This is a genomic window from Geodermatophilus ruber (assembly GCF_900114385.1).
Lineage (GTDB): Bacteria > Actinomycetota > Actinomycetes > Mycobacteriales > Geodermatophilaceae > Geodermatophilus > Geodermatophilus ruber.
In genome coordinates this window covers 264,787-283,921 of the sequence record NZ_FOSW01000001.1, presented here as the reverse complement: position 1 = coordinate 283,921, position 19,135 = coordinate 264,787, and the positions used below count along the sequence as shown (strand labels likewise).

Sequence of the window (19,135 nt, the reverse complement as noted above, 5' to 3'; positions counted from 1 at the left end):
CGCCGGCGCCGGTCCGTCTCAGCCGTTCTGCGGGAAGCCGAGGTCGAGGCCGCCGTGGCTGGGATCGAGCCAGCGGCTGGTGACCACCTTGCCGCGGGTGAAGAAGTGCACGCCCTCGGCGCCGTGCGCGTGCGAGTCGCCGAACAGCGAGTTCTTCCACCCGCCGAAGGAGTAGTACGCCATCGGCACCGGGATCGGCACGTTGATCCCGATCATCCCGACCTCGACCTCGTTCTGGAACCGCCGGGCCGCCCCGCCGTCGTTGGTGAAGATCGCGGTGCCGTTGCCGTAGGGGTTGCTGTTGACCAGTTCGAGGGCGTGCTCGTAGGAGTCCACCCGCAGCACCGAGAGCACCGGGCCGAAGATCTCGTCGGTGTAGACGCTCATGTGCGGCTGCACGTGGTCCAGCAGCGTGGGGCCCAGCCAGAACCCGTTCTCGGCCCCGTCCGGGCGGACCTCCCGGCCGTCCACGACCAGCTTGGCGCCGGCCTCCTCCCCGGCCTCGACGTAGGAGCGCACCCGGTCGCGGTGCTCGCCGGTGACCAGCGGCCCCATGTCGGCGCCCTTGCGGCCGTCGCCGGTGCGCAGCGTGGCGGTGCGCCGGGCGATCCGGTCGACCAGGTCGTCGCCGACGCCGCCGACCGCGACCACCGCGCTGATCGCCATGCACCGCTCCCCGGCCGAGCCGAAACCGGAGTTCACCGCGGCGTCGGCGGCGAGGTCCAGGTCGGCGTCGGGCAGCACGATCATGTGGTTCTTCGCCCCGCCGAGGGCCTGCACCCGCTTGCCGGCCTTCGTCCCGGTCTCGTAGACGTAGCGGGCGATCGGGGTGGACCCGACGAAGGAAATCCCGCGGATGCCGGGGTGCTCCAGCAGGCCGTCGACGGCGACCTTGTCGCCCTGCAGCACGTTGAACACCCCGTCGGGCAGCCCGGCCTCCTTCCACAGCTCGGCCATCCACAGCGAGGCGGAGGGGTCCTTCTCGCTCGGCTTGAGGACGACGGTGTTGCCGGTGGCGATCGCGATCGGGAAGAACCACATCGGGACCATCGCCGGGAAGTTGAACGGGCTGATCACCGCCACCGGGCCCAGCGGCTGGCGCACCGAGTGCACGTCGACGCCGGTCGAGGCGTTCTCGGTGAACCCGCCGCGGACCAGCGAGGGGATCCCGCAGGCGTACTCCACGACCTCCTGGCCGCGGGAGACCTCGCCGAGGGCGTCGTCGAGGACCTTGCCGTGCTCGGCGGTGATGAGCGCGGCCAGCTCCGGCTTGCGGGCGTTGAGCAGCTCGCGGAAGCGGAAGAGCACGGCGGTGCGCCGGGACAGTGAGGTGTCCCGCCAGCCGGGGAAGGCCGCGGTGGCCGCGGCCACCGCGGCGTCCACCTCGGCGGGGTCGGCGAGGGCGACCGACCCGGTCACCTCCCCCGTCGCGGGGTCGGTGACCGGGGCCGTGCGGCCGCCGGCGCCCTCGCGGCGGGCGCCGTCGATCCAGTGCGGGATGGCGGTGGGCATGGGGGCCTCTCTCGCTGCTCAGGGAGTGGTGTCGTCGGGGAAGTGCGTGGCGACCAGCTCGCGGATGGCGGCGAGCGTCCGGGTGCCGGACTCGCGGGCCTGCTCGCCCCCCGGCTTCACGCCCTCGCGCTCGGAGACCGGCAGCATCTGCGGGTCCAGGGCGATCCTCATCGCTGCACCAGCCGGGTCTCGGTGCGCCGGCCCGAGCGCAGCGCCGTCACGCCCGCCGCGCACACGGCCGAGGCGGCGTAGCCGTCCCACACGCCGGGCCCGTCGATCCCGCCGCGGCGGGCGGCGTCGGACCAGCGCTGCAGCTCGATGTCGTAGGCGCGGCCGAAGCGTTGCCGGAAGTCCGGGGCGATGCCGGTGGCCCGGGCGGCCCCGGAGCCCCCGGCGGCGTGCCGGACCAGGCCGAGGTCGAGGCCGATCATCGCGCTGCCGTCCTCGCCGACGACCTCGGTGCGCACCTCGTAGCCGACGCCGGTGCTCACGAAGCACTCGACGTCGATCAGCCGGCCGCTCGTCGTCTCGAGCAGCACCAGCAGCGGATCGGACTGGCCGGGCACCGCGTGGCGGCTGGCCCGGGGCCGCAGCACGGTGACCGCCGCGATGTCCTCGTCGAGCAGGAACCGGGCGACGTCGGCCTCGTGCACCACCGAGTCGCTGATCATCATCTCGCTGGTGAAGTGCGGCGGGACGGTGGCGTTGCGGTGCGCGCAGTGCACCAGCAGGGGTTCCCCGAGCTCCCCCGCGGCGATCAGCGCCCGCAGCTGCGCGTACTCGGGGTCGAAGCGGCGCATGAAGCCGACCTGCACCAGCCGCCGCCCGGTGCGGGCGGCGAACGCGTCCTCGGCGCGGACGACGGCCAGCGAGCTGTCGGCGTCCATGGTCAGCGGCTTCTCGCACAGCACCGGCTTGCCGGCCGCGATGCAGGCCAGCACCTGCTCCTGGTGGAACCGGCCGGGGCTGGCGACGACCACGGCGTCGACGCCCGGGTCGGCGATCGCGGTCAGCGGGTCGGGGATGACCCGGCACCCGGGCACGGTGGCGGCGATCTGCTCGGCCCGGTCGGCGGCGGCGTCGCTGACCGCGACGACGCGGGCGCCGGAGACCCGGCTGTGCAGGCGGGCCACGTGGTCGGCGCCCATGATCCCGACGCCGAGCACGGCCACCCGCAGCTCGGCCGCGGGGACCTCGGCCATCGCCGGGAGGACACCGGCGCGGGTTTCGGTGGTGGTCATGCCTGCGCCTCCCGGGAGCCCGTCGGGCGGCCGATCTCCAGCGACGGGAACCCGCAGCTGCCGAGGTAGCGGTGGGTGCGCCGGGCGATGGGGAGGGGCACGTCGGGATCGCACGGGTAGAGGTCGTGCTCGACGATCGCGAACACGTCCAGCCCCCGCTCCTCGAGGGCCTCGAACAGCGGCGGGTAGGCGGGCACGCCGTTCGGCGGCTCGGTCATCGCCCCCCGCCGCACCGCCTCGGGCCAGACGATGTCCTTCTCCAGCACCTCGTCGATCACCACCGGGTCCACCTGCTTGAGGTGCAGGTAGCCGATCCGCTCGGGATAGCGGCGGATCAGGTCGAGGTTGTCGCCCCGGTAGTAGCTGACGTGCCCGGTGTCCAGGCACAGCGGCACGTACGCCGGGTCGGTGTCGGCCAGGAACCGCTCGATGTCGGACTGGTGGCCGACGTGCGTCTCCGCGTGCGGGTGGAAGGCGATGGACAGGCCGTACTCCTCCCGCACCGCGCGGCCCAGCCGGTCCACGCCGGTGGTCTTGGCCCGCCAGGCCTCGAGGGAGAGGTGCCGGGACTCGATGTCGGCTCCGGTCTTCTGGTCGCGGAAGGTGTCGGGGATGACGACGACGTGGGTGCCGCCCATCGCCGCGGTCAGCGCCGCGACGCCGCGCACCTGCGCCCACACGTCGTCCCAGGAGTCGGGGCGGTGCAGGTGCTCGAACACCGTCCCGCCCGAGACGCGCAGGCCGCGGGCGCCGAGCTCGTCGGCCAGCCGGGCCCGGTCGGTGGGGAGGTAGCCGTAGGGGCCCAGCTCGATCCACTCGTAGCCGCAGGCGCTGACCTCGTCGAGGAAGCGCTGCCACGGCACCTGCTGCGGATCGTCGGGGAACCAGACGCCCCACGAGTCGGGCGCCGACCCGATCCGGATCCGGCTCCGGCCGGTGCGCTGCGGCTGGGCGGGCGCCACCTGGCTGTCCGTGCTCATGCGGTCCTCCTCCTGGGACGGGGCGGTCAGGGTTGGGCCGGGCGCAGGGAGGGCCGTTGCGCGGCCTTCGCGCGCTCGTAGACGGTGCGGGCCTCCTGCGTGCTCGGCAGCGTGGACACCGCGGAGACCAGGCGGGCCGTCGCCCCACACCTTCATCGGGAGACCTTTCAGTGGACGAGGGACACCGCGGTGTCCACGGCGGCGGCGACGTCGTCGTCCGGGGGGTAGAGCAGGGTCCGCCCGACCACCAGGCCGCGCACCGACGGCAGCCCCAGGGCGTCCTGCCAGCTCGCGTAGGTCTCCTCGGGCGCGTCGGTGGGGTCGCCGCCCAGCAGCAGGGTCGGCAGGGTCGTGGCGTCCATGACCCGCGCCATCCCGGCGACCACGGGCAGCTTCAGCCAGGTGTAGGCCGACGTGGCCCCCAGCCCCTGGACGACGTGCACGGACCGGATCACCGCCTCGGCGCCGAGGTCGTTGACCACCCGGCCGTCGATCCGGCGGGACAGGAAGGGCTCGAGCATGGCCACGACCCGGGCCCGGGCCAGCGCGGTGACGGTGCGCCCGGTCGTCTCGAGCATCGCGACGGTGCCGGCGTCCTCGAGGTCGATCCGGTTGAGCATCTTGGCCGCGTCGAAGCGGGCGGCCACCACGCCCTCGACGTCGTACCCGGTCATCCGGTCGTCGAGCTCGAAGGCGGCTCCGGCCAGGCCGCCGCGGTTCATCGAGGCGACGACGATCTTGTCCTCGAGGGCGCCGAGCAGCAGGAGATCCTCGGCGACGTCCGCGGTGGCCAGCAGGCCGTCGACGCCCGGCCGGGCGAGGGCGGTCCGCAACCGGTCGAGCATCTCGGTGCGGCTGCTCATGGCCAGCGGCCGGCCCTGGGCGGCGAGCGCGCCGCGGGCCGGGTGGTCGGCTGCGACCAGCATGAGCCGGCCGTCCGCGGGCAGGAAGGCCTCGCGCCGGCCGCGGGCGGCCAGCGCCCGGCCGACGGCCTCGGGATCGCGGCTGCGCAGCTCGGTGATCTCGGCGTAGCTCCGGCACGGCGCGGCGCGGTCCAGCACGTCGGTGGCGGGGGCGGGCTCAGGCACGGGAGTCCTCCAGGCGGGGAGCGCCGACGGCGACCAGTGCCTCGATCTCGGCCGCGATCACCGCGAGCTCGACACCGGCCTCCAGCAGGGCCCCGGCCGCGCGGTCGGGATCGGTCTCGCCGACCGCGACCGCGCACTCCTCGCGGTTGCCGACCGCCACGGTGACGTGCGGCAACGAGCCGCGGACCTGCGCGCCCGCCTCCTCGGGGGAGGACCAGAACATCGGCCGGTAGTCCAGGTCCAGCACGGTGTGCCCGCGGCGGCCGCGGGCCTCCCACGCGGCGGCGACGGAGACGTTGGCCGCGCTGCCGCCGAGGTACTTGCCGAACGTCTCCACGTCCTCCAGCCCGACGCCGATCTGCAGGGGGTACACGTCGACCCCGCTGCGGCCCAGGGCCGGCACGTCCAGGGGGTGCTCCACGACGGGCCACCGTCCTTCCGCGACCGGCGCGGGGCCCGGCTCCGGGCCGCGCTGCGTGCCTGTCGAACTGTGCTCCGGCACACACGGGGCTGTCAATGATTTGTCCTGACATACTGTCATCAAGGCGACGGATCATGGCGCGGGCCCGGCGTGCGATGCTGGGCGCGTATCGCCGGTGGCCGACGAGGGTCTGGGCCGGCGAGGGCCCTGCGAAGGAGGAGCTCAGTGGCGGCCGCGCCCACCTTCGAGATCGACCGCTCCAGTCCCACCCCGCTGTACTTCCAGCTGGCCCAGGCGATCGAGGGGGCGATCGCCGGCGGTCAGCTGCCCTCGGGATCGCGGCTGGAGAACGAGATCCTGCTCGCCCAGCGGCACGGCCTCTCCCGGCCGACCGTGCGGCGCGCCGTGCAGGAGCTCGTCGACAAGGGGCTGCTGGTCCGCAAGCGCGGCGTGGGCACACAGGTCATCCAGCCGCACGTGCGCCGCTCGGTGGAGCTGACCAGCCTCTACGACGACCTGGCCCGGGCCGGCGAGGCTCCGACCACCGAGGTGCTCTCCCTGGAGCGGCGGCCGGCGCCGGCCGACGTGGCCGGAGAGCTGGACCTCGCCGAGGGTGCGGAGATCGTCGTCCTCCGCCGGCTGCGGCGCTCGCACGGGGAGCCGCTGGCCCTCATGACCAACCACCTGCCGGGGCGGTTCGCCCCCACGGTGGAGGAGCTCTCCGAGCGGGGGCTCTACCAGTACCTGCGCGGCCAGGGGGTGCACCTGCGGGTCGCGCACCAGCGCATCGGCGCCCGGCTGGCCCGCACGGAGGAGGCGCGGCTGCTCGACGAGCCGCCGCGCGCCGCCCTGCTCACGATGCAGCGCACGGCCTTCGACGACAAGGGCGCGGCCATCGAGTTCGGGCAGCACCTGTACCGCGCGTCCCGGTACGACTTCGAGACCACCCTCGTCGGCCGCTGAGCCGGCGACGGAGGGGCCTGCGATCAGCATGATCCTCGTCACCCCTGGCGCCGCCGCGCCCGCTCCCTGACCCCGGTTCGCCGCCCCGGCCGCGCCCGCGGCAGGAACGCAACGGCCCGGTCTGCACAAAGGCGGGCGCCAGCCCTCAAGGTCATCCGTCCGGGTGACGAGAACAAGAGGGATAGATGTGGAACCGGCGCCGGATGGTCACAGTGTGACCACTGTGCCGCGTGGTGACTTGGTCGCCGACCGTCACGATGCCAGGCTGCGCCGGTTCCACGCCCTCTTCTCCAGGGAGCGACATGCAGCAGTGCCGTCGTCGCCGGCGATCGTCGGCCGCGTCCGGGGTCGCACGGGCCCTCCTCGCGGGGATCGTGACCGGCGCGGTCCTGCTGGGGGCCGCCGCACCCGCCGGGGCCGTCCCGCCCCCGCCCCCCAACCCGACCGACGGTGAGCTCGGTGCCGCGCAGTCCGCGCAGGACGCCGCTGCCGCCGAGGTGGGGCGCCTCGCCGCCCTCGTCACCGAGTCCGGGGCCGAGCTGGAGCGCTTCACGGTCCAGGCCGAGGCCGCCGGCGCCGCCTACCTGGCCGCCGAGGAGGCCCTCGAGCTGGCCCAGGCCGAGGCGGAGCGGACCGCGGCGGAGCTGCAGGTGGCCGCGGACGCCGTGGACGCGGCCCTGGGCCGGATCGCCGGCTTCTCCCGCGACAGCTACATGAACGGCAGCACCTTCTCCGGCGCGGCCGTGCTGCTCGACGCCGAGGGGCCGGCCCAGCTCATCGAGCGGGCCGCGATGCTCGACTACGTCTCGGCCAACCAGATCGACGTCCTCGGCCAGCTCGAGATCGCCCGCGTGCAGCAGGCTAACGCCGACTCGGCCGCCCGCGCCGCCCGCGACCGGATGGCCACCGCCGAGGCCGAGGCCGAGGCCGCCAAGCTCGCCGCCGACAGCCAGCTGGCCGCTCAGCAGAGCGCCTACGACCAGGTCGCCGCGCAGCGGGCCGAGTACGAGCAGCAGCTGCAGGCCGCCGAGATCCAGCTGCTCGAGCTGCAGGGCGCCCGCAACGCCTACCAGCAGTGGCAGGCCCAGAAGGCCGCCGAGGAGGCGGCCGCGGCCGCGGCCGCACGCCGCGCCGCGGAGGAGGCGGCTGCGGCCGCGGCCGCGGCCCGGTCGGCCAGCAGCGGGTCGCGCGGGAGCGCCGCCGCCTCGGCGGGCTCGGGTGGCTCCGGCCCGTACGTCAAGCCCACCTCCGGCCGCACCTCCAGCTGCTACGGCTGGCGCTGGGGTGCCCTGCACGCCGGCGTCGACATCGCCGCCCCGATCGGGACGCCGATCTACGCCGCCCACTCCGGCATCGTCGAGCGGGCCGGCACGGCCACCGGCTTCGGCCTCGCCGTCTACATCCGCGGGGACGACGGCGCGGTGACCGTCTACGGCCACGTGAACGACTACTACGTCCGTGCCGGCGAGCGCGTGGTGGCCGGCGAGCCGATCGCCGAGGTCGGCAACCGCGGCCAGTCCACCGGCCCGCACCTGCACTTCGAGGTACACCCGAACGGTGGCATGTACAGCGGGGCGGTCGACCCCGCGCCGTGGCTGCGCGCCCGCGGCGTGGAGATCAGCGGCTGCTGACCGCCCGTCGCGCCGGCGCCGGGCGCCGCCGCTACCGTGCCAGCCGTGGACGTCCCGGCTGACCCGCGCGCGACATGGGACCTCCCGGAGCCCGGGGCCATGCCCCGGACGGCGGTGCTGGAGCCGCTGGTCACCCGGGTGCTCGCCCCCAACCCCTCGCCGATGACCCTCGACGGCACCAACACCTACCTGGTGGGCGCCCCCGGCAGCGGGCAGGCCGTGCTGGTCGACCCCGGCCCCGACGACCCGGTGCACCTGGCCGCGGTGGAGACGGCCCTCGCGCAGCGGGACGCCCGCTGCACCGCCGTCCTGGTCACCCACCACCACGGTGACCACGCCGAGGCCGCGCTGCCCTGGGCCGCGCGGTTCGGTGCCCGGGTCGCCGCCGCCGACCCGCGGGTCGCCGGGCCCGGCGGGCGGGTGCTGGCCCCGGGGGAGCAGCTGGCCCTGGCCGGGACGACGATCGGCGTCGTCCCCACCCCCGGGCACTGCGCCGACCACCTGGCCTTCCGGCTGGAGTCCGGATCGGTGCTGATCGGCGACCACGTGCTGGGCCGCGGCACGTCGGTGGTCACCCATCCCGAGGGCGACGTGCTCGCCTATCTGGAATCACTGCGCCGGGTGCACGCCCTGGGCCCGAGCGCGCTGTACTGCGGGCACGGCCCCGAGCTCACCGAGGATCCGGGCGCCGTCCTCGACTACTACCTGGCGCACCGCGCGATGCGGGAGGGGCAGCTGCTCGCCGCCCTGCGCGAGGGCGCCCGCACCGTCGGCGAGCTGGTCGCGACGGTGTACGCGGAGGTGCCGCGCACCGTGTGGCCGGCCGCCGCGCAGTCCACCCGGGCGACGCTGGCGAAACTGCTCGCCGAGGGGGTCGTGGAGGGCCCGCTCGACGGCCGGGTGCGGCTGTCATGAGCGGGGTCGCCGTCGTCCGGGCCGCCGACAGCGTGCGCGACCAGCGGCGGGCGGCCGCGGCGCTGCGCGGCGCGGGCCTGCGCGCGGGCGACCGGCTGCTGGTGTCGGCTGCGGCCTCGCCGGCCCTGCTCGCCGCCGTCCTCGGCGCCCTGCGCACCGGGATCGTGCCGGTCGTGCTGGACCCGGCGCTGCCGGAGGCCGAGCGGGCCGCGCTCGCCGCGGACGCCGACCCGGCCCTCGACCTCGGCAGCGAGCCCGACCGGCTGCTCACCGGCCGCGAGGAGGCCGAGCTCGCCGACGTCCCGCTGGCCCGGCCCATGCACTACACGTCGGGGACCACCGGCCGGCGCAAGGGCGTGTGGTCGGGCGTCCTGGCCGAGGACGACGCCCGCGCGCTGGCCGTCGAGGAGATCGACCTCTGGGGCTTCGTCCCCGGTGACCGGCATCTGGTGCTCTCCCCGCTGCACCACTCGGCGCCGCTGCGCTTCGCTGTGCACACCCTGCTGGCCGGCGGGGAGGTGTTGCTGCCGGGGCCGTTCGACGTCGGCCGCGCCGCGGAGGCGATCGCGACGCTGCGGCCGACCACCGCCTTCTGCGTGCCCACCCACCTGCAGCGGCTGCTCGCGCACGGCGGCGTGGAGTGGTCCTCCTTCCGCCGGCTGGTGCACGCCGGGGCGCCCTGCCCGCAGCCGCTCAAGCGCGCCGTCCTCGACGCCGCGCCGCCCGGCAGCGTCTGGGAGTTCTACGGCTCCACCGAGGCCCAGTTCACCGTCTGCTCGCCGGAGGACTGGCTCGCCCACCCCGGCAGCGTCGGCCGGGCCCGCCCGGCGCGGCAGCTCTCGACCGACGCGCGCGGCCAGCTGTGGTGCGCGGTGCCGCGGTGGGCCCGGTTCGAGTACTGGCGGGCGCCGGAGAAGACCGCGGCCGCCTGGCGCGGCGACCGGGTCACCGTCGGGGACCTCGGCCGGGTCGACGACGACGGCACGGTGTGGCTGGACGGCCGCCGCGAGGACCTGGTCATCTCCGGCGGGGTGAACGTCTACCCCGCCGAGGTGGAGGCCGTCCTCGACACCCACCCCGGGGTCGTGGAGAGCGCCGTGGTCGGCATCGCGGACGAGGAGTGGGGCCAGCGGGTGGTGGCCGCCTACGTGGGCACCGCCGACCCCGCGGAGCTGGACGCCTGGGCCCGGGCGCGGCTGAGCCCGGCCAAGCGGCCCAAGAGCCTGCACCCGGTGGATGAGCTGCCGCGCACCTCGACGGGCAAGGTCCGCCGGCTGGACCTCCCGGAGGCCCTCGGTCTGGCAGGTGGCTGAGGCCGGGGACTGGGACGTCGTCGTGGTCGGTGCCGGGTCGGCCGGGGCGCCGCTGGCCGCGCGGCTGGCCGACGCCGGGCGCCGGGTGCTGCTGCTCGAGGCGGGGGCCGACCACGCCCGCCCGGAGGACTTCCCGCGGGTGCTCACCGACGCCGCGGCCATGGGCGCCGCGGTGCCGGGCCACCCGGCCAACTGGAACCTGACCGGGGTGCTCTCCGAGGAGGTCACCTTCCCCGTGCCCCGCGGCCGGGTGGTGGGCGGCTCGAGCGCGCTCAACGGCACCTACTTCATCCGCGGCACCCGGGCCGACTTCGACGGCTGGGCCGCCGCCGGCAACGATCTGTGGTCCTACGAGCGGGTGCTGCCGGCGTTCGTACGGCTGGAGGCCGACGCGCAGTACGGCGCCCGGGCCGGGCACGGCGCTGCCGGGCCGGTTCCGGTCACCCGCCGGCCCGGCGGCCACCCGCTGGTCGAGGCGTTCGGCGCGGCCACCGCGGAGCTGGGCTTCCCGGCCGAGCCGGACAAGAACGCCGACGGCGCCCCCGGCTTCGGGCCGATCCCGTTCAACGTGGTCGGCGGCACCCGGGTCAACACGGCGATGGCCTACCTCTCGCCCCGCCGGCAGCTGCCGAACCTGACCGTGCGCGGGGACGTCACGGTGCGGCGGGTCGTCGTCGAGCACGGCCGGGCGGTCGGCGTGGAGACGGCGGACGGCGTCGTCCGCGCCGGCGAGGTGGTGCTCAGCGCCGGCGCCGTCGGCTCGCCGCACCTGCTGCTGCTCTCCGGCATCGGCCCGGCCGATCGGCTGCGGGAGGCCGGCATCGAGGTGGTGGCCGACGTCCCCGGGGTGGGCGCGGAGTTCACCGACCACCCCGACCTCTACGTCACCTACCGCCCGGCGCGCCCGCTGCCGATGCCGCGCGGCCTGCTGCCGCTGCACAGCGTCCTGAACCTCACGGCCGAGGGCTCGGCGGTGCCCGGCGACCTGGAGGTCCTGCCGTGGCTCAAGCCGTTCAGCCGGGTGATGCTCGACCGGTCGGCCGGTGCGCGGCTCGGGGGCGTCGCCGAGGTGCTGCGCCGGCCGGCGCGCACGCTGCGGGCCGTGCGCGGTGCCTCCCTGCACCGGCTGCTGGACGCAGGCAGGCGGCGCGACGACCTGTTCCTCGGGGTGGCCCTGCAGCGGGAGGACAGCCGGGGGCAGCTGTCCCTGGTCTCCGCCGACCCGGCGGTGCCGCCGCGGATCGAGTACCGCTACCTGACCGAGGAGTCCGACCGCCGCCGGATGCGGGAGGTGGTGCGGCTGGCCGCGGAGCTGCTGCGGACGCCGTCCCTGGCACCGCTGGTGGCCGAGCGGACCGGGCTGCCCGACGACGTGCTCGGTGACGACCGGCAGCTGGACCGGTGGATCCGGCGGCACCTGGCCACGGCGGTGCACCTGGCGGGCACCGCCCGGATGGGCCCGGTGTCGGACCACGGAGCGGTGGTCGACCAGCACCTGCGGGTCCGCGGGGTCGATGGGCTGCGCGTCGTCGACACCTCGGTCATGCCCCGGGTGACCTCGCGCGGGCCGGCGGCGACCGCGGTGATGCTCGGCGAGCGGGCCGCCGAGCTCATGACCGGCTGAGTCGGGCTCACACGGGTCGGACGCGGCCCAGCCGGCCGGCGCGGAGCGGTGCACCGTGTCCCGAGAGCGGGCGCACTCCACCGGGGGGCGTCGGCCCTCCACACGTCGTCGGTCCACCGGTGGCGGTCGCGGGCCGGCAGCCCGATCAGCCGGCGCAGCGTGTCGGCCGGCCGCGACGGGTCAGCCCGGCGGCGGCCCCAGTGGCGGGCCCAGGGGGATGCCCGGCGGCGGGAAGGGCGCCGGCGGCTGGGCGGACACGATCGGCAGCATCGCGTCGTGCCAGATCTGCGCCCCGCGGCCGCCGCCGAACCCGCCGACGTCCTGGTTCCGCTTCGGGTTGAACACCATCACGCTGGCGGCGTACCGGGGGGTGTAGCCGACGAACGCGACCGAGAACCGGTCCTGGCTGGTGCCCGTCTTGCCGGCGATCTGGTGGCCCGGGATGGCGGCCCGGGTGCCGGTGCCGATCGGCAGCGCGGTGTCGCCGACGAGGATCTGGTTGAGCGTGGTCGCCACCGCCGAGGGCACCGCCTCCGGGGTGCAGGTGAAGCCGATCGGGATCGGGGTGCCGCTGGAGTCGGTGACCGGTTGCCCGTTCGCGTCGAACACCTCGGTCACCGGCGTGGGCACGCACTGGGTGCCGTTCGCGCCCAGGGTGGAGTAGGCGCTGGCCAGTGCCAGGGGGCTGGTCGCCTCCGGGCCGAGGGTGAAGGAGCCGCGGCGCTGGGCGATGATCGTGTCGGCCACCGGGTCCAGGGAGAACAGCCCCATCCGCTGGGCCGCCCGCACCGGCCCCTCCACGCTGCCCAGCTGGTCCTCCAGGGCCACGAAGTAGGTGTTGGAGGAGCGGATCAGCGCCTCCTCCAGGGTGAGGGTGGGCGGGTAGTTGTCGCCCACGTTGTCGACGACGTAGGGCGCGGTGCCGTTGCGGTACACCCGGGAGACGTACGGCTCGCTCGCGGTGATGACGTTCGACGGCGGGATCCCCCGCTCGAGCGCCGCGGCGGCCACGAACACCTTGTAGGTGGAGCCGGCGCCCTGGCTGGCGGCGACATTGAGGTTCACCGACTCCTGCGCCGGGTCGGCGGCGTCGTAGCCGAACCGCCGGTTGACGCTCATCGCCAGGACCTTGCCGGTGCCCGGCTCCACCGCGGTGAACGTCGCCGCGAGCGGATCCCCCATCGGCAGGTTGCCCAGGACCGCCCGGTCGGCGGCGGCCTGCAGGTCCGGGCGCAGGGTCGTCCGGATGGTGAGCCCGCCGTTCTCCAGCTGCTCCTGGGAGATCCCGAGGTTCTGCACCAGGTGGCGCTGGAGGAAGTCGCAGAAGAAGCCGCCGATGACCGCGCCCACGCAGCCGTTGGGCGGGGCGGGGCCGGGGGCCGGCCGCACCGGCTCGGGCTCGATCTTCGCCGCCTGCTGCTCGGTGATGTGCCCCCGCCGCGCCATCCGCTCGAGCACATCGTTGCGCCGCTCGCGGGCGCGGTCCGGATCGGCCAGCGGGCTGTCGGCGGTCGGGGTCTGCACCAGGCCGGCCAGCATGGCCGCCTGCGCCAGGGTCAGGTCGGCGGCGGGCACGCCGAAGTAGGCCTGGGCTGCGGCCTGCACGCCGTAGGCGCCCTCGCCGAAGTACACGATGTTCAGGTAGCGGGTGAGGATCTCCTCCTTGGAGTACTTCTCCTCCAGGGCCAGTGCCAGCCGCGCCTCCCGGAGCTTGCGGCCCAGGCTCTGCTCGGTGGCCGCCTGCCGCTCCTCGGGGGTGGTGGCCGTCTGCAGCAGGGTCTGCTTGACCAGCTGCTGGGTGATCGTCGAGCCGCCCTCGCGCACCGTGCCCGCCGAGAGGTTGGTGACCAGCGCGCGCAGCGTGCCCTGCACGTCCAGGCCGCGGTGCTCGTAGAAGCGGGTGTCCTCGGCATCGACCATCGCCTGCTTCATCACCGCGGCGATCTGCCCGGCGTGCACCGGCGTCCGGTTGTGGCTGTAGAAGTACGTGATCAACGACCCGTCGGCGGCCAGCACGGTGGACCTGCCCACCGGGGTGGCGTCGGTCAGCTCGACGGGCAGCGGCTCCAGCAGGGACGCCGTGTGGCCGGCCGCCAGCCCCGGGCCCACGATCCAGGGCAGGAGCAGTGACGCGAGCAGCGCACCGGCGAGCGGGAGGACCCCGAGCAGCAGTCCGGCGGCGCGCAGCCGGGGACGGGGGCGTCGCTGGGGATCCAACCGTGCCATGTGCGACCTCGCCGGCGCCGGGCGACCCGGGGGAGCGGGTCGACGCGACCCGAATCCTCACGCACGGCCGCGTTCCGGCACAGGGAGCTGGGCGCGGCGACACGCCCGGAGCGTCCCGGCGGCGCGCTGCCCGCAGCCGCCGGGACGCCGGAACCAGGGGCGGTCAGCGGACCGCGGGGAACTCCGAGGTGGAGGCGACCGGCGCCGTCCAGGCGTCGGGGTGCCGCCGGCCCGTGGCGGCGACCCAGTCCGCGTTCCCGGCCGGCACCGAGCCGCGGCTCGGTGCCGGCCGGGCGCTCAGGCTGACGATGAGCGCGAGCAGGCCGATCAACCCGACGAGAAGACCACCGATCACCGCAAGCGTCGTGAACATGCACCGAACGTAAGGGCCGGACCGGTCCGTGTCACAGGCGAATGCCTCCCAACGTGAGCAGACCATTGCACAGGATCTGCCGGATCACGACACCGCCGTCACACCAGTCACTGGGGGATCAACACAGTTGCGCCCTCACGCTCGGGGCTTCCTCCGCTCAGCACCCCGGGGGTGGTCGCCGCCGGGACGTGCGCGCGGGCTCGGTGAGGCGGGTCGCGTCGGCCGAGGGGGAGGGCGCGCCGGCGATCACGCGGGTGCGCGCCCCCCTCGCGGCCCTGGCGGAGGCGCCTCGGTAACCGGCGTCGTGACCCGAACGGGTGGACGCGATCACCCGGTGTGACGTCACGGGTTTGACGCGCGGATGATGGGTAGTCGTAGGGTTCCGATCCCCCGATCCGTCCCGGAGAAGCGCCCCTGCCGTCGCAGAGCGCGGCAGCAGGAGGAGTACGACCGCGTGAGAAGTGACGACGCGCCGGCCTCCCGGCGGCTCCGAGTGGTGACCGTGCCGCACACCGACCCCTACGTCGACGCGGTCCTGCCCGCCGGTGTCGAGCGGGTCGGCCCGGCGCACGTCCCGAGCCCGTGGCTGGACCCCGCCTACCTCTCCGCGCATGCCGACGATGTCGACGTCGTCCACCTGCACACCGGCTACGGCCACCTCCCCGAGGACGAGATGGTGAGCTGGACCGAGGCGGTGCGCCGGACCGGCGTCCCCCTGGTGACGACCGTGCACCAGCTGCGCGACCCGGCGCAGCCCTCGGCGCGGCGGCACGATGCCCACCTCGCGGCGCTGCTGGCCACCGCTGAGGTGGTGCTCACCCTGACCCCCGGCGCGGCCGAGGAGATCACCGAGCGCTTCGGCCGGACGGCCATCGTGGTCGCCCACCCCTCGGTGGCGACGCCGGTGCCCGACCTGGGTGCCGAGCGCGGCCTGGTCGGCCTGGCGCTGGGCGCGCCGGGCCCGGCGGTGCCCGATCCGGCCGGGCTCGTCCGGGCCGCCCTCTCCGGGGCGGTGAACGGCGGCGGCCGGCTGCGGGTGTTCCTCGACGACGGCGTCGAGCCGCCCGTGCCGATCGGCGCCGGCGACCGCCTGGAGGTGCTGCCGCGCAAGGCGGACGGCTGGGTCGGCCAGCTGCAGGAGCTGCACGTCGCCGTCCTGCCGGAGCGCTGCGGCACCCACTCCCGGGATCTGGAGATCTGCCGGGACGTCGGGACGCGGGTCGTCGCGCCCACCTGCGGGTGGTTCGCCGATCAGTGGGCGGATGTGGTGACCTACGGCAACGACGAGGAGCGGGGCTTCGACCCGGTGTCCCTGGACGCGGCCGTCGCTGCCGCGCTGACCCGGCCGGCGCCGCGCCCGGCGGACCGGGCCTGGCGGGCCGAGCAGCGCGCCGCGGTGCAGGCCGTGCACGAGCAGGTGTACACGCAGGTGGTCGCCGACCGCGCCTGACGGGGGACGTCGGGAGCCGGGCGCCGCTCAGCGCTTCTTGTCGTGCGTCAGCCGCTCCATCTGCGATGTGGTGTCGGCCTTGGCCTTGCGCTCGCTGCGCTTCTCCTTGATCGACTTGCCCGGCTTCTTCGACGTCGTGTGCCGGGGGGACTTGTCGGCCATGGTGAGCTCCCTCATCGGAAGCCTGAGCGGCTCCCTGGGAGGACGGTACGCCCTGCCGACCGCCGCGTTCGGGCTCGGAGAGAGCGCCCTCAGGAGAAACCACCGTGGCAGCGGTCCCGGCCCACGAGGCCGGACCGCGACGGAGGGAGGACGTTGGTGTGGGCAGGGGCGGGGTCGAACCGCCGACCTCTCGCTTTTCAGGCGAGCGCTCGTACCGACTGAGCTACCTGCCCCTCCCGGTGTCTCCACCGGAGAGCGACCCTGACGGGACTCGAACCCGCGACCTCCGCCGTGACAGGGCGGCGCGCTAACCAACTGCGCTACAGGGCCTTGCTGGTCGTGCTGGTACTGCGTGTCGTGCGTGCCCCCAACGGGGTTCGAACCCGTGCTACCGCCTTGAAAGGGCGGCGTCCTGGACCGCTAGACGATGGGGGCTCGTGCTTGCCGGGGGCGACGAGAACGATACATGCTCCACGGAGGGCTCGTGACGGGGGGTGCCCCAGCGGCCCGCCCGGCGGACCCTCCGATGATATCCGCGCTGGTCAGCGGCGAGTGCCGGCGTGCGCGGGGCGGTGGGGTGCGGCGTGTCCGCTCCCGGCGACGGGGAACCCGGGCGACGCGGGCACCCAACTGGGCGACACGGGGCCGTCCTCGCGGCTGCGCGACCCCGCAGGTGTCACCCTCGGGGGGTGAGCCGCCGTCGTACCGCCGTCGCCCTGCCCTCCCTGCTCCTCGCCGCCGGCCTGCTGGCCGGGTGCGGCGGGAACGGCGACACCGCCACCGCCTCGTCGTCGGGGACCGCGGGCTCGGCGCCGGCCGCGGAGAGCACCCAGGGCGGCACGCCGTCGGGGGGCAGCGGCGAGGGGGCGGCCGAGGGTGGTGACGCGCCCGCGTTCCCGGCGAACGCCGAGCCGGACAGCGCCGACCCGTCGGCCGACTCACTGGTCACCGTCACCGACATCCGGACCGGCGGGCACGAGGGCTTCGACCGGGTGGTCTTCGAGGTCGAGGGCACCGGCACGCCCGGCTGGGACGTCCGATACGTCGACCAGGCCATCTCCCAGGGCAGCGGCGAACCGGTCGCGGTCGCCGGCGGGACGGTCCTGCAGGTCACGCTGACCGGCGTCGGCTACCCCTACGACACCGGCGCGGACGAGTGGACCGGACCGGATCCGCTGTCCGGCACCGACACCGACACGGTCACCGAGGTCGCCTGGGACGCCACCTTCGAGGGCACCTCGGTCGCGTTCGTGGGGACGACCGAGGAGGTGCCCTTCCGCGTCTACGCGCTGGAGGGCCCCACCCGGATCGTGCTGGAGGTCGCCGACCCGAGCTGAGGTCGCTCAGCCCAGGCTGGCGGTCAGCTTCACGGAGTCGTCCTGCACCGAGGTGCACTCCAGGGACAGGGGGCCGGCCGACACGGTCTCCCCCTCCGCGCAGGAGACGCTGGCGTTGCCCACGCTCAGCGTCGCCCGGCCGTCCTGGACGCCGCCGAAGGCCAGGGTGGTGCCGAGGATCTCCACCTCGGCGTCGTTCCCGCTCAGCGTCACCGTGCAGGAGCTCGTGCTGCAGGAGACGGTGTCCGAGCCGAACGTGCACGCGCCCAGCGGCAGCAGCACCAGGGCGCCGGCGAGGGTGCCGGTGGACAGGCGGCCGGCGCGCTTCGACGTCGTCTTCGAGACCATGCGGCGAGCCTAGGACCGGACGGTCAGCCGGTCGGGGAGGCCGGGGTGCCCGTGGGCTCGGTGCCGCCGTCGGTGCCGGTCTCGCCGTTGTCCGGGGCCGGCGGCCCGACGACGGTCCGTTCGATGGTGACCTCGGTCTCCCCGAGCCCGCCCAGGGTGACGTCGTCGTAGGCGGTCAGCGCTCCGGTCGCTCGATCCAGGTAGAGCACCGTGCAGGTGAGCGGCTCGGGGAACTCCCCCTGGAGCCCGCGCAGCCCCGCGCCCCCGGTCGACCCCTGGGCCATGAGGCGGGTGCCCTCCTCCAGCTCGGTCACCTCCCGCTCGTGAGTGTGCCCGGCGAGCACCAGCGGGACGGCGCCGTCGAGCGGCGGCGCCTGCCGGGGGTCGTGGACCATGGCGATCGCCGGGGGCTCGGGCAGCCCGTCGGCGATCTCGGCCAGCTCCTCGCCGCTCTGCTCGAGGGACCCGGGGTCGCCGGTGGCGTCCTTGTCCGGGGTGAACCGCGGGTCCGGCGTCCCCACCACGGAGATGCCGGCCACGGTGACCTCGGAGTCGTCGAGCACGGTGGCGTTGGGCTGCGCGGCGACCAGCCCGCCGGTGACGGCGGAGTCGTGGTTGCCGCGGATGAACACGTACGGCACGTCCAGGGTGCCGACCGCGGTGATCAGGCTGTTCTCCGGTTCGCTGCCCCAGTCGGTGATGTCCCCGGTGTCGAGGATGCCGTCGACGTCGAACTGGGTCGCGACCTGCCGCACCAGGTCGAAGCCGGCCGGGTTGAGGTGCAGGTCGGAGACGTGCAGGAGGGCGACGGTGTCGTCGGTCCCGCCGGGGGCGGGAAGGGCGGAGAGGGCCGAGTAGAGGGTGCCGACGTTGGCCACCAGGTCCTCGAGGGAGGCGCGGTAGGCGTCGAAGCGGGCCACGATCTCCTGCGCGCTGCCGATCAGGCTCGGCGCATTGACCAGCAGCCCGGTGTAGGTGGGCTGCGACAGTGCCTGCGGCCGCCAGGTGGCCGCGGCCAGGCCGGCGGTGCCGGCGACCAGCCCGGTGGCGACGCCGAGGGTGAGGAACACCTCACGGGGACGGCGGAGGAGTAGCAGCGACGCGCCGGCGGCGCCCGCGACCGCGGCCAGGGCGGTCATCCAGGACACCTTCACGACGGCGTCCCGCAGGTCCTCGCTCACCTGGTCGACCACGCCGTCCAGCAGCACCGGGTTGGTGGCCAGTGCCTCCGCGCGGACCTCGTCGACCCGCCGGAGCTGGAGGTCCAGCTGCAGCGGCCCGTCGTAGGCGTCGACCTCCAGCGCGCCCAGCGGCGGAATGTCCAGGTGGGCGCCGCCACCGGCGGGGCGGAGGGCCACCGTCGCGTCGAAGGGGCCGATGGGGGCCTCGACGCGGCCGAGCAGCAGGACGCCGAGCAGCGCGCCGGCCAGCGCGACGACCAGCCGCACCGTCCAGCGGCGGGCGGTGCGCAGCAGCCGCGAGCGACGTGCGGGGCCGGGGCGGCTCGGCTCGCTCATCACTCCGAGGCTAGTGAGCGGGCGTCCCCGGCGC

General features: G+C 75.2%; 18 protein-coding genes and 3 tRNA genes. 7 read left to right on the top strand and 14 right to left on the bottom strand.

Annotated elements, in window-relative coordinates; translation table 11 throughout:
* Window positions 1–18 precede the first annotated feature (18 nt).
* From BMZ50_RS01500 to BMZ50_RS01480, 6 genes are all read right to left on the bottom strand, one after another.
* Window positions 19–1,512 carry a CoA-acylating methylmalonate-semialdehyde dehydrogenase gene (locus BMZ50_RS01500; RefSeq protein WP_091320302.1) on the bottom strand — a complete coding sequence of 498 codons (1,494 nt, stop codon included), beginning with the start codon at window positions 1,510–1,512 and terminating at the stop codon, window positions 19–21.
* Between the two features lie 18 nt (window positions 1,513–1,530).
* Window positions 1,531–1,683, bottom strand: a complete 153-nt coding sequence (locus tag BMZ50_RS23920; protein WP_177212580.1) for a hypothetical protein — start codon at window positions 1,681–1,683, stop codon at window positions 1,531–1,533.
* Entirely contained in the window at window positions 1,680–2,753 is a 1,074-nt protein-coding gene (locus BMZ50_RS01495) for a Gfo/Idh/MocA family protein (RefSeq protein ID WP_091320300.1), read from the bottom strand. Before BMZ50_RS01495 ends, BMZ50_RS23920 begins: the two co-directional genes overlap by 4 nt.
* Window positions 2,750–3,733, bottom strand: coding sequence for a sugar phosphate isomerase/epimerase family protein (locus tag BMZ50_RS01490; RefSeq protein WP_091320298.1), 984 nt, complete (start codon window positions 3,731–3,733; stop codon window positions 2,750–2,752). The genes BMZ50_RS01495 and BMZ50_RS01490 overlap by 4 nt, the downstream gene beginning before the upstream one ends.
* Before the next feature lie 167 nt (window positions 3,734–3,900).
* The gene (locus tag BMZ50_RS01485) at window positions 3,901–4,821 is read right to left on the bottom strand and encodes a Cgl0159 family (beta/alpha)8-fold protein (protein WP_218146045.1); all 921 of its coding nucleotides are present in this window, start codon (window positions 4,819–4,821) and stop codon (window positions 3,901–3,903) included.
* Window positions 4,814–5,242: a carbohydrate kinase family protein gene (locus BMZ50_RS01480; protein ID WP_218146044.1), complete on the bottom strand. Its 429-nt coding sequence runs from the start codon at window positions 5,240–5,242 to the stop codon at window positions 4,814–4,816. Before BMZ50_RS01480 ends, BMZ50_RS01485 begins: the two co-directional genes overlap by 8 nt.
* 225 nt (window positions 5,243–5,467) lie before the next feature.
* On the opposite strand from BMZ50_RS01480, the gene BMZ50_RS01475 reads away from it, so the two are divergent.
* The 5 genes from BMZ50_RS01475 (at window position 5,468) to BMZ50_RS01455 (ending at window position 11,688) form a co-directional block, all read left to right on the top strand.
* On the top strand, window positions 5,468–6,205 hold the full coding sequence (locus BMZ50_RS01475; RefSeq protein ID WP_091320295.1) for a GntR family transcriptional regulator: 738 nt from the start codon (window positions 5,468–5,470) through the stop codon (window positions 6,203–6,205).
* A gap of 374 nt (window positions 6,206–6,579) precedes the next feature.
* Window positions 6,580–7,836 carry a M23 family metallopeptidase gene (locus tag BMZ50_RS01470; protein ID WP_245753239.1) on the top strand — a complete coding sequence of 419 codons (1,257 nt, stop codon included), beginning with the start codon at window positions 6,580–6,582 and terminating at the stop codon, window positions 7,834–7,836.
* Between the two features lie 45 nt (window positions 7,837–7,881).
* Window positions 7,882–8,751, top strand: coding sequence for an MBL fold metallo-hydrolase (locus BMZ50_RS01465; protein ID WP_091320289.1), 870 nt, complete (start codon window positions 7,882–7,884; stop codon window positions 8,749–8,751).
* Window positions 8,748–10,064 carry a class I adenylate-forming enzyme family protein gene (locus tag BMZ50_RS01460; RefSeq protein ID WP_091320285.1) on the top strand — a complete coding sequence of 439 codons (1,317 nt, stop codon included), beginning with the start codon at window positions 8,748–8,750 and terminating at the stop codon, window positions 10,062–10,064. The genes BMZ50_RS01465 and BMZ50_RS01460 overlap by 4 nt, the downstream gene beginning before the upstream one ends.
* The gene (locus BMZ50_RS01455; RefSeq protein WP_245753237.1) at window positions 10,057–11,688 is read left to right on the top strand and encodes a GMC family oxidoreductase; all 1,632 of its coding nucleotides are present in this window, start codon (window positions 10,057–10,059) and stop codon (window positions 11,686–11,688) included. Before BMZ50_RS01460 ends, BMZ50_RS01455 begins: the two co-directional genes overlap by 8 nt.
* 180 nt (window positions 11,689–11,868) lie before the next feature.
* Here the strand turns inward: BMZ50_RS01455 and BMZ50_RS01450 are convergent, their stop codons facing one another.
* Window positions 11,869–13,914, bottom strand: coding sequence for a transglycosylase domain-containing protein (locus BMZ50_RS01450; protein WP_091320278.1), 2,046 nt, complete (start codon window positions 13,912–13,914; stop codon window positions 11,869–11,871).
* A 163-nt stretch (window positions 13,915–14,077) separates the two neighbouring features.
* Window positions 14,078–14,287, bottom strand: coding sequence for a hypothetical protein (locus BMZ50_RS01445; RefSeq protein WP_091320274.1), 210 nt, complete (start codon window positions 14,285–14,287; stop codon window positions 14,078–14,080).
* Between the two features lie 454 nt (window positions 14,288–14,741).
* Here BMZ50_RS01445 and BMZ50_RS01440 point away from each other — a divergent pair, with 454 nt between their 5' ends.
* A complete protein-coding gene (locus BMZ50_RS01440; RefSeq protein WP_091320271.1) occupies window positions 14,742–15,737 on the top strand; it encodes a glycosyltransferase in 996 nt (331 codons plus the stop codon).
* Between the two features lie 27 nt (window positions 15,738–15,764).
* Here the strand turns inward: BMZ50_RS01440 and BMZ50_RS24925 are convergent, their stop codons facing one another.
* The 4 genes from BMZ50_RS24925 to BMZ50_RS01425 all read right to left on the bottom strand — a co-directional run bounded on the left by BMZ50_RS24925 (window position 15,765) and on the right by BMZ50_RS01425 (window position 16,334).
* A complete protein-coding gene (locus tag BMZ50_RS24925; RefSeq protein WP_281245379.1) occupies window positions 15,765–15,899 on the bottom strand; it encodes a hypothetical protein in 135 nt (44 codons plus the stop codon).
* Between the two features lie 159 nt (window positions 15,900–16,058).
* A tRNA-Phe gene (locus BMZ50_RS01435) sits at window positions 16,059–16,132 on the bottom strand.
* A 23-nt stretch (window positions 16,133–16,155) separates the two neighbouring features.
* A tRNA-Asp gene (locus BMZ50_RS01430) sits at window positions 16,156–16,229 on the bottom strand.
* Window positions 16,230–16,261: 32 nt separating this feature from the next.
* Window positions 16,262–16,334: transfer RNA gene (locus tag BMZ50_RS01425), tRNA-Glu, on the bottom strand.
* Between the two features lie 254 nt (window positions 16,335–16,588).
* Between BMZ50_RS01425 and BMZ50_RS01420 the strand changes: the two genes are divergently transcribed.
* On the top strand, window positions 16,589–17,236 hold the full coding sequence (locus tag BMZ50_RS01420; protein ID WP_091320269.1) for an AMIN-like domain-containing (lipo)protein: 648 nt from the start codon (window positions 16,589–16,591) through the stop codon (window positions 17,234–17,236).
* A gap of 6 nt (window positions 17,237–17,242) precedes the next feature.
* Here the strand turns inward: BMZ50_RS01420 and BMZ50_RS01415 are convergent, their stop codons facing one another.
* On the bottom strand, window positions 17,243–17,584 hold the full coding sequence (locus BMZ50_RS01415; protein WP_091320266.1) for a hypothetical protein: 342 nt from the start codon (window positions 17,582–17,584) through the stop codon (window positions 17,243–17,245).
* 23 nt (window positions 17,585–17,607) lie between these two features.
* Window positions 17,608–19,101: a metallophosphoesterase gene (locus BMZ50_RS01410; protein ID WP_091320262.1), complete on the bottom strand. Its 1,494-nt coding sequence runs from the start codon at window positions 19,099–19,101 to the stop codon at window positions 17,608–17,610.
* Window positions 19,102–19,135 lie beyond the last annotated feature (34 nt).

Excerpts from the sequence above, each read along its gene's own strand:
- BMZ50_RS01500 (WP_091320302.1), bottom strand. The coding sequence starts at position 1,512 with ATGCCCACCGCCATCCCGCACTGGATCGACGGCGCCCGCCGCGAGGGC.
- BMZ50_RS23920 (WP_177212580.1), bottom strand. The coding sequence starts at position 1,683 with ATGAGGATCGCCCTGGACCCGCAGATGCTGCCGGTCTCCGAGCGCGAG.
- BMZ50_RS01495 (WP_091320300.1), bottom strand. The coding sequence starts at position 2,753 with ATGACCACCACCGAAACCCGCGCCGGTGTCCTCCCGGCGATGGCCGAG.
- BMZ50_RS01490 (WP_091320298.1), bottom strand. The coding sequence starts at position 3,733 with ATGAGCACGGACAGCCAGGTGGCGCCCGCCCAGCCGCAGCGCACCGGC.
- BMZ50_RS01460 (WP_091320285.1), top strand. The coding sequence starts at position 8,748 with ATGAGCGGGGTCGCCGTCGTCCGGGCCGCCGACAGCGTGCGCGACCAG.
- BMZ50_RS01450 (WP_091320278.1), bottom strand. The coding sequence starts at position 13,914 with ATGGCACGGTTGGATCCCCAGCGACGCCCCCGTCCCCGGCTGCGCGCC.
- BMZ50_RS01445 (WP_091320274.1), bottom strand. The coding sequence starts at position 14,287 with ATGTTCACGACGCTTGCGGTGATCGGTGGTCTTCTCGTCGGGTTGATC.
- BMZ50_RS24925 (WP_281245379.1), bottom strand. The coding sequence starts at position 15,899 with ATGGCCGACAAGTCCCCCCGGCACACGACGTCGAAGAAGCCGGGCAAG.
- BMZ50_RS01415 (WP_091320266.1), bottom strand. The coding sequence starts at position 17,584 with ATGGTCTCGAAGACGACGTCGAAGCGCGCCGGCCGCCTGTCCACCGGC.
- BMZ50_RS01410 (WP_091320262.1), bottom strand. The coding sequence starts at position 19,101 with ATGAGCGAGCCGAGCCGCCCCGGCCCCGCACGTCGCTCGCGGCTGCTG.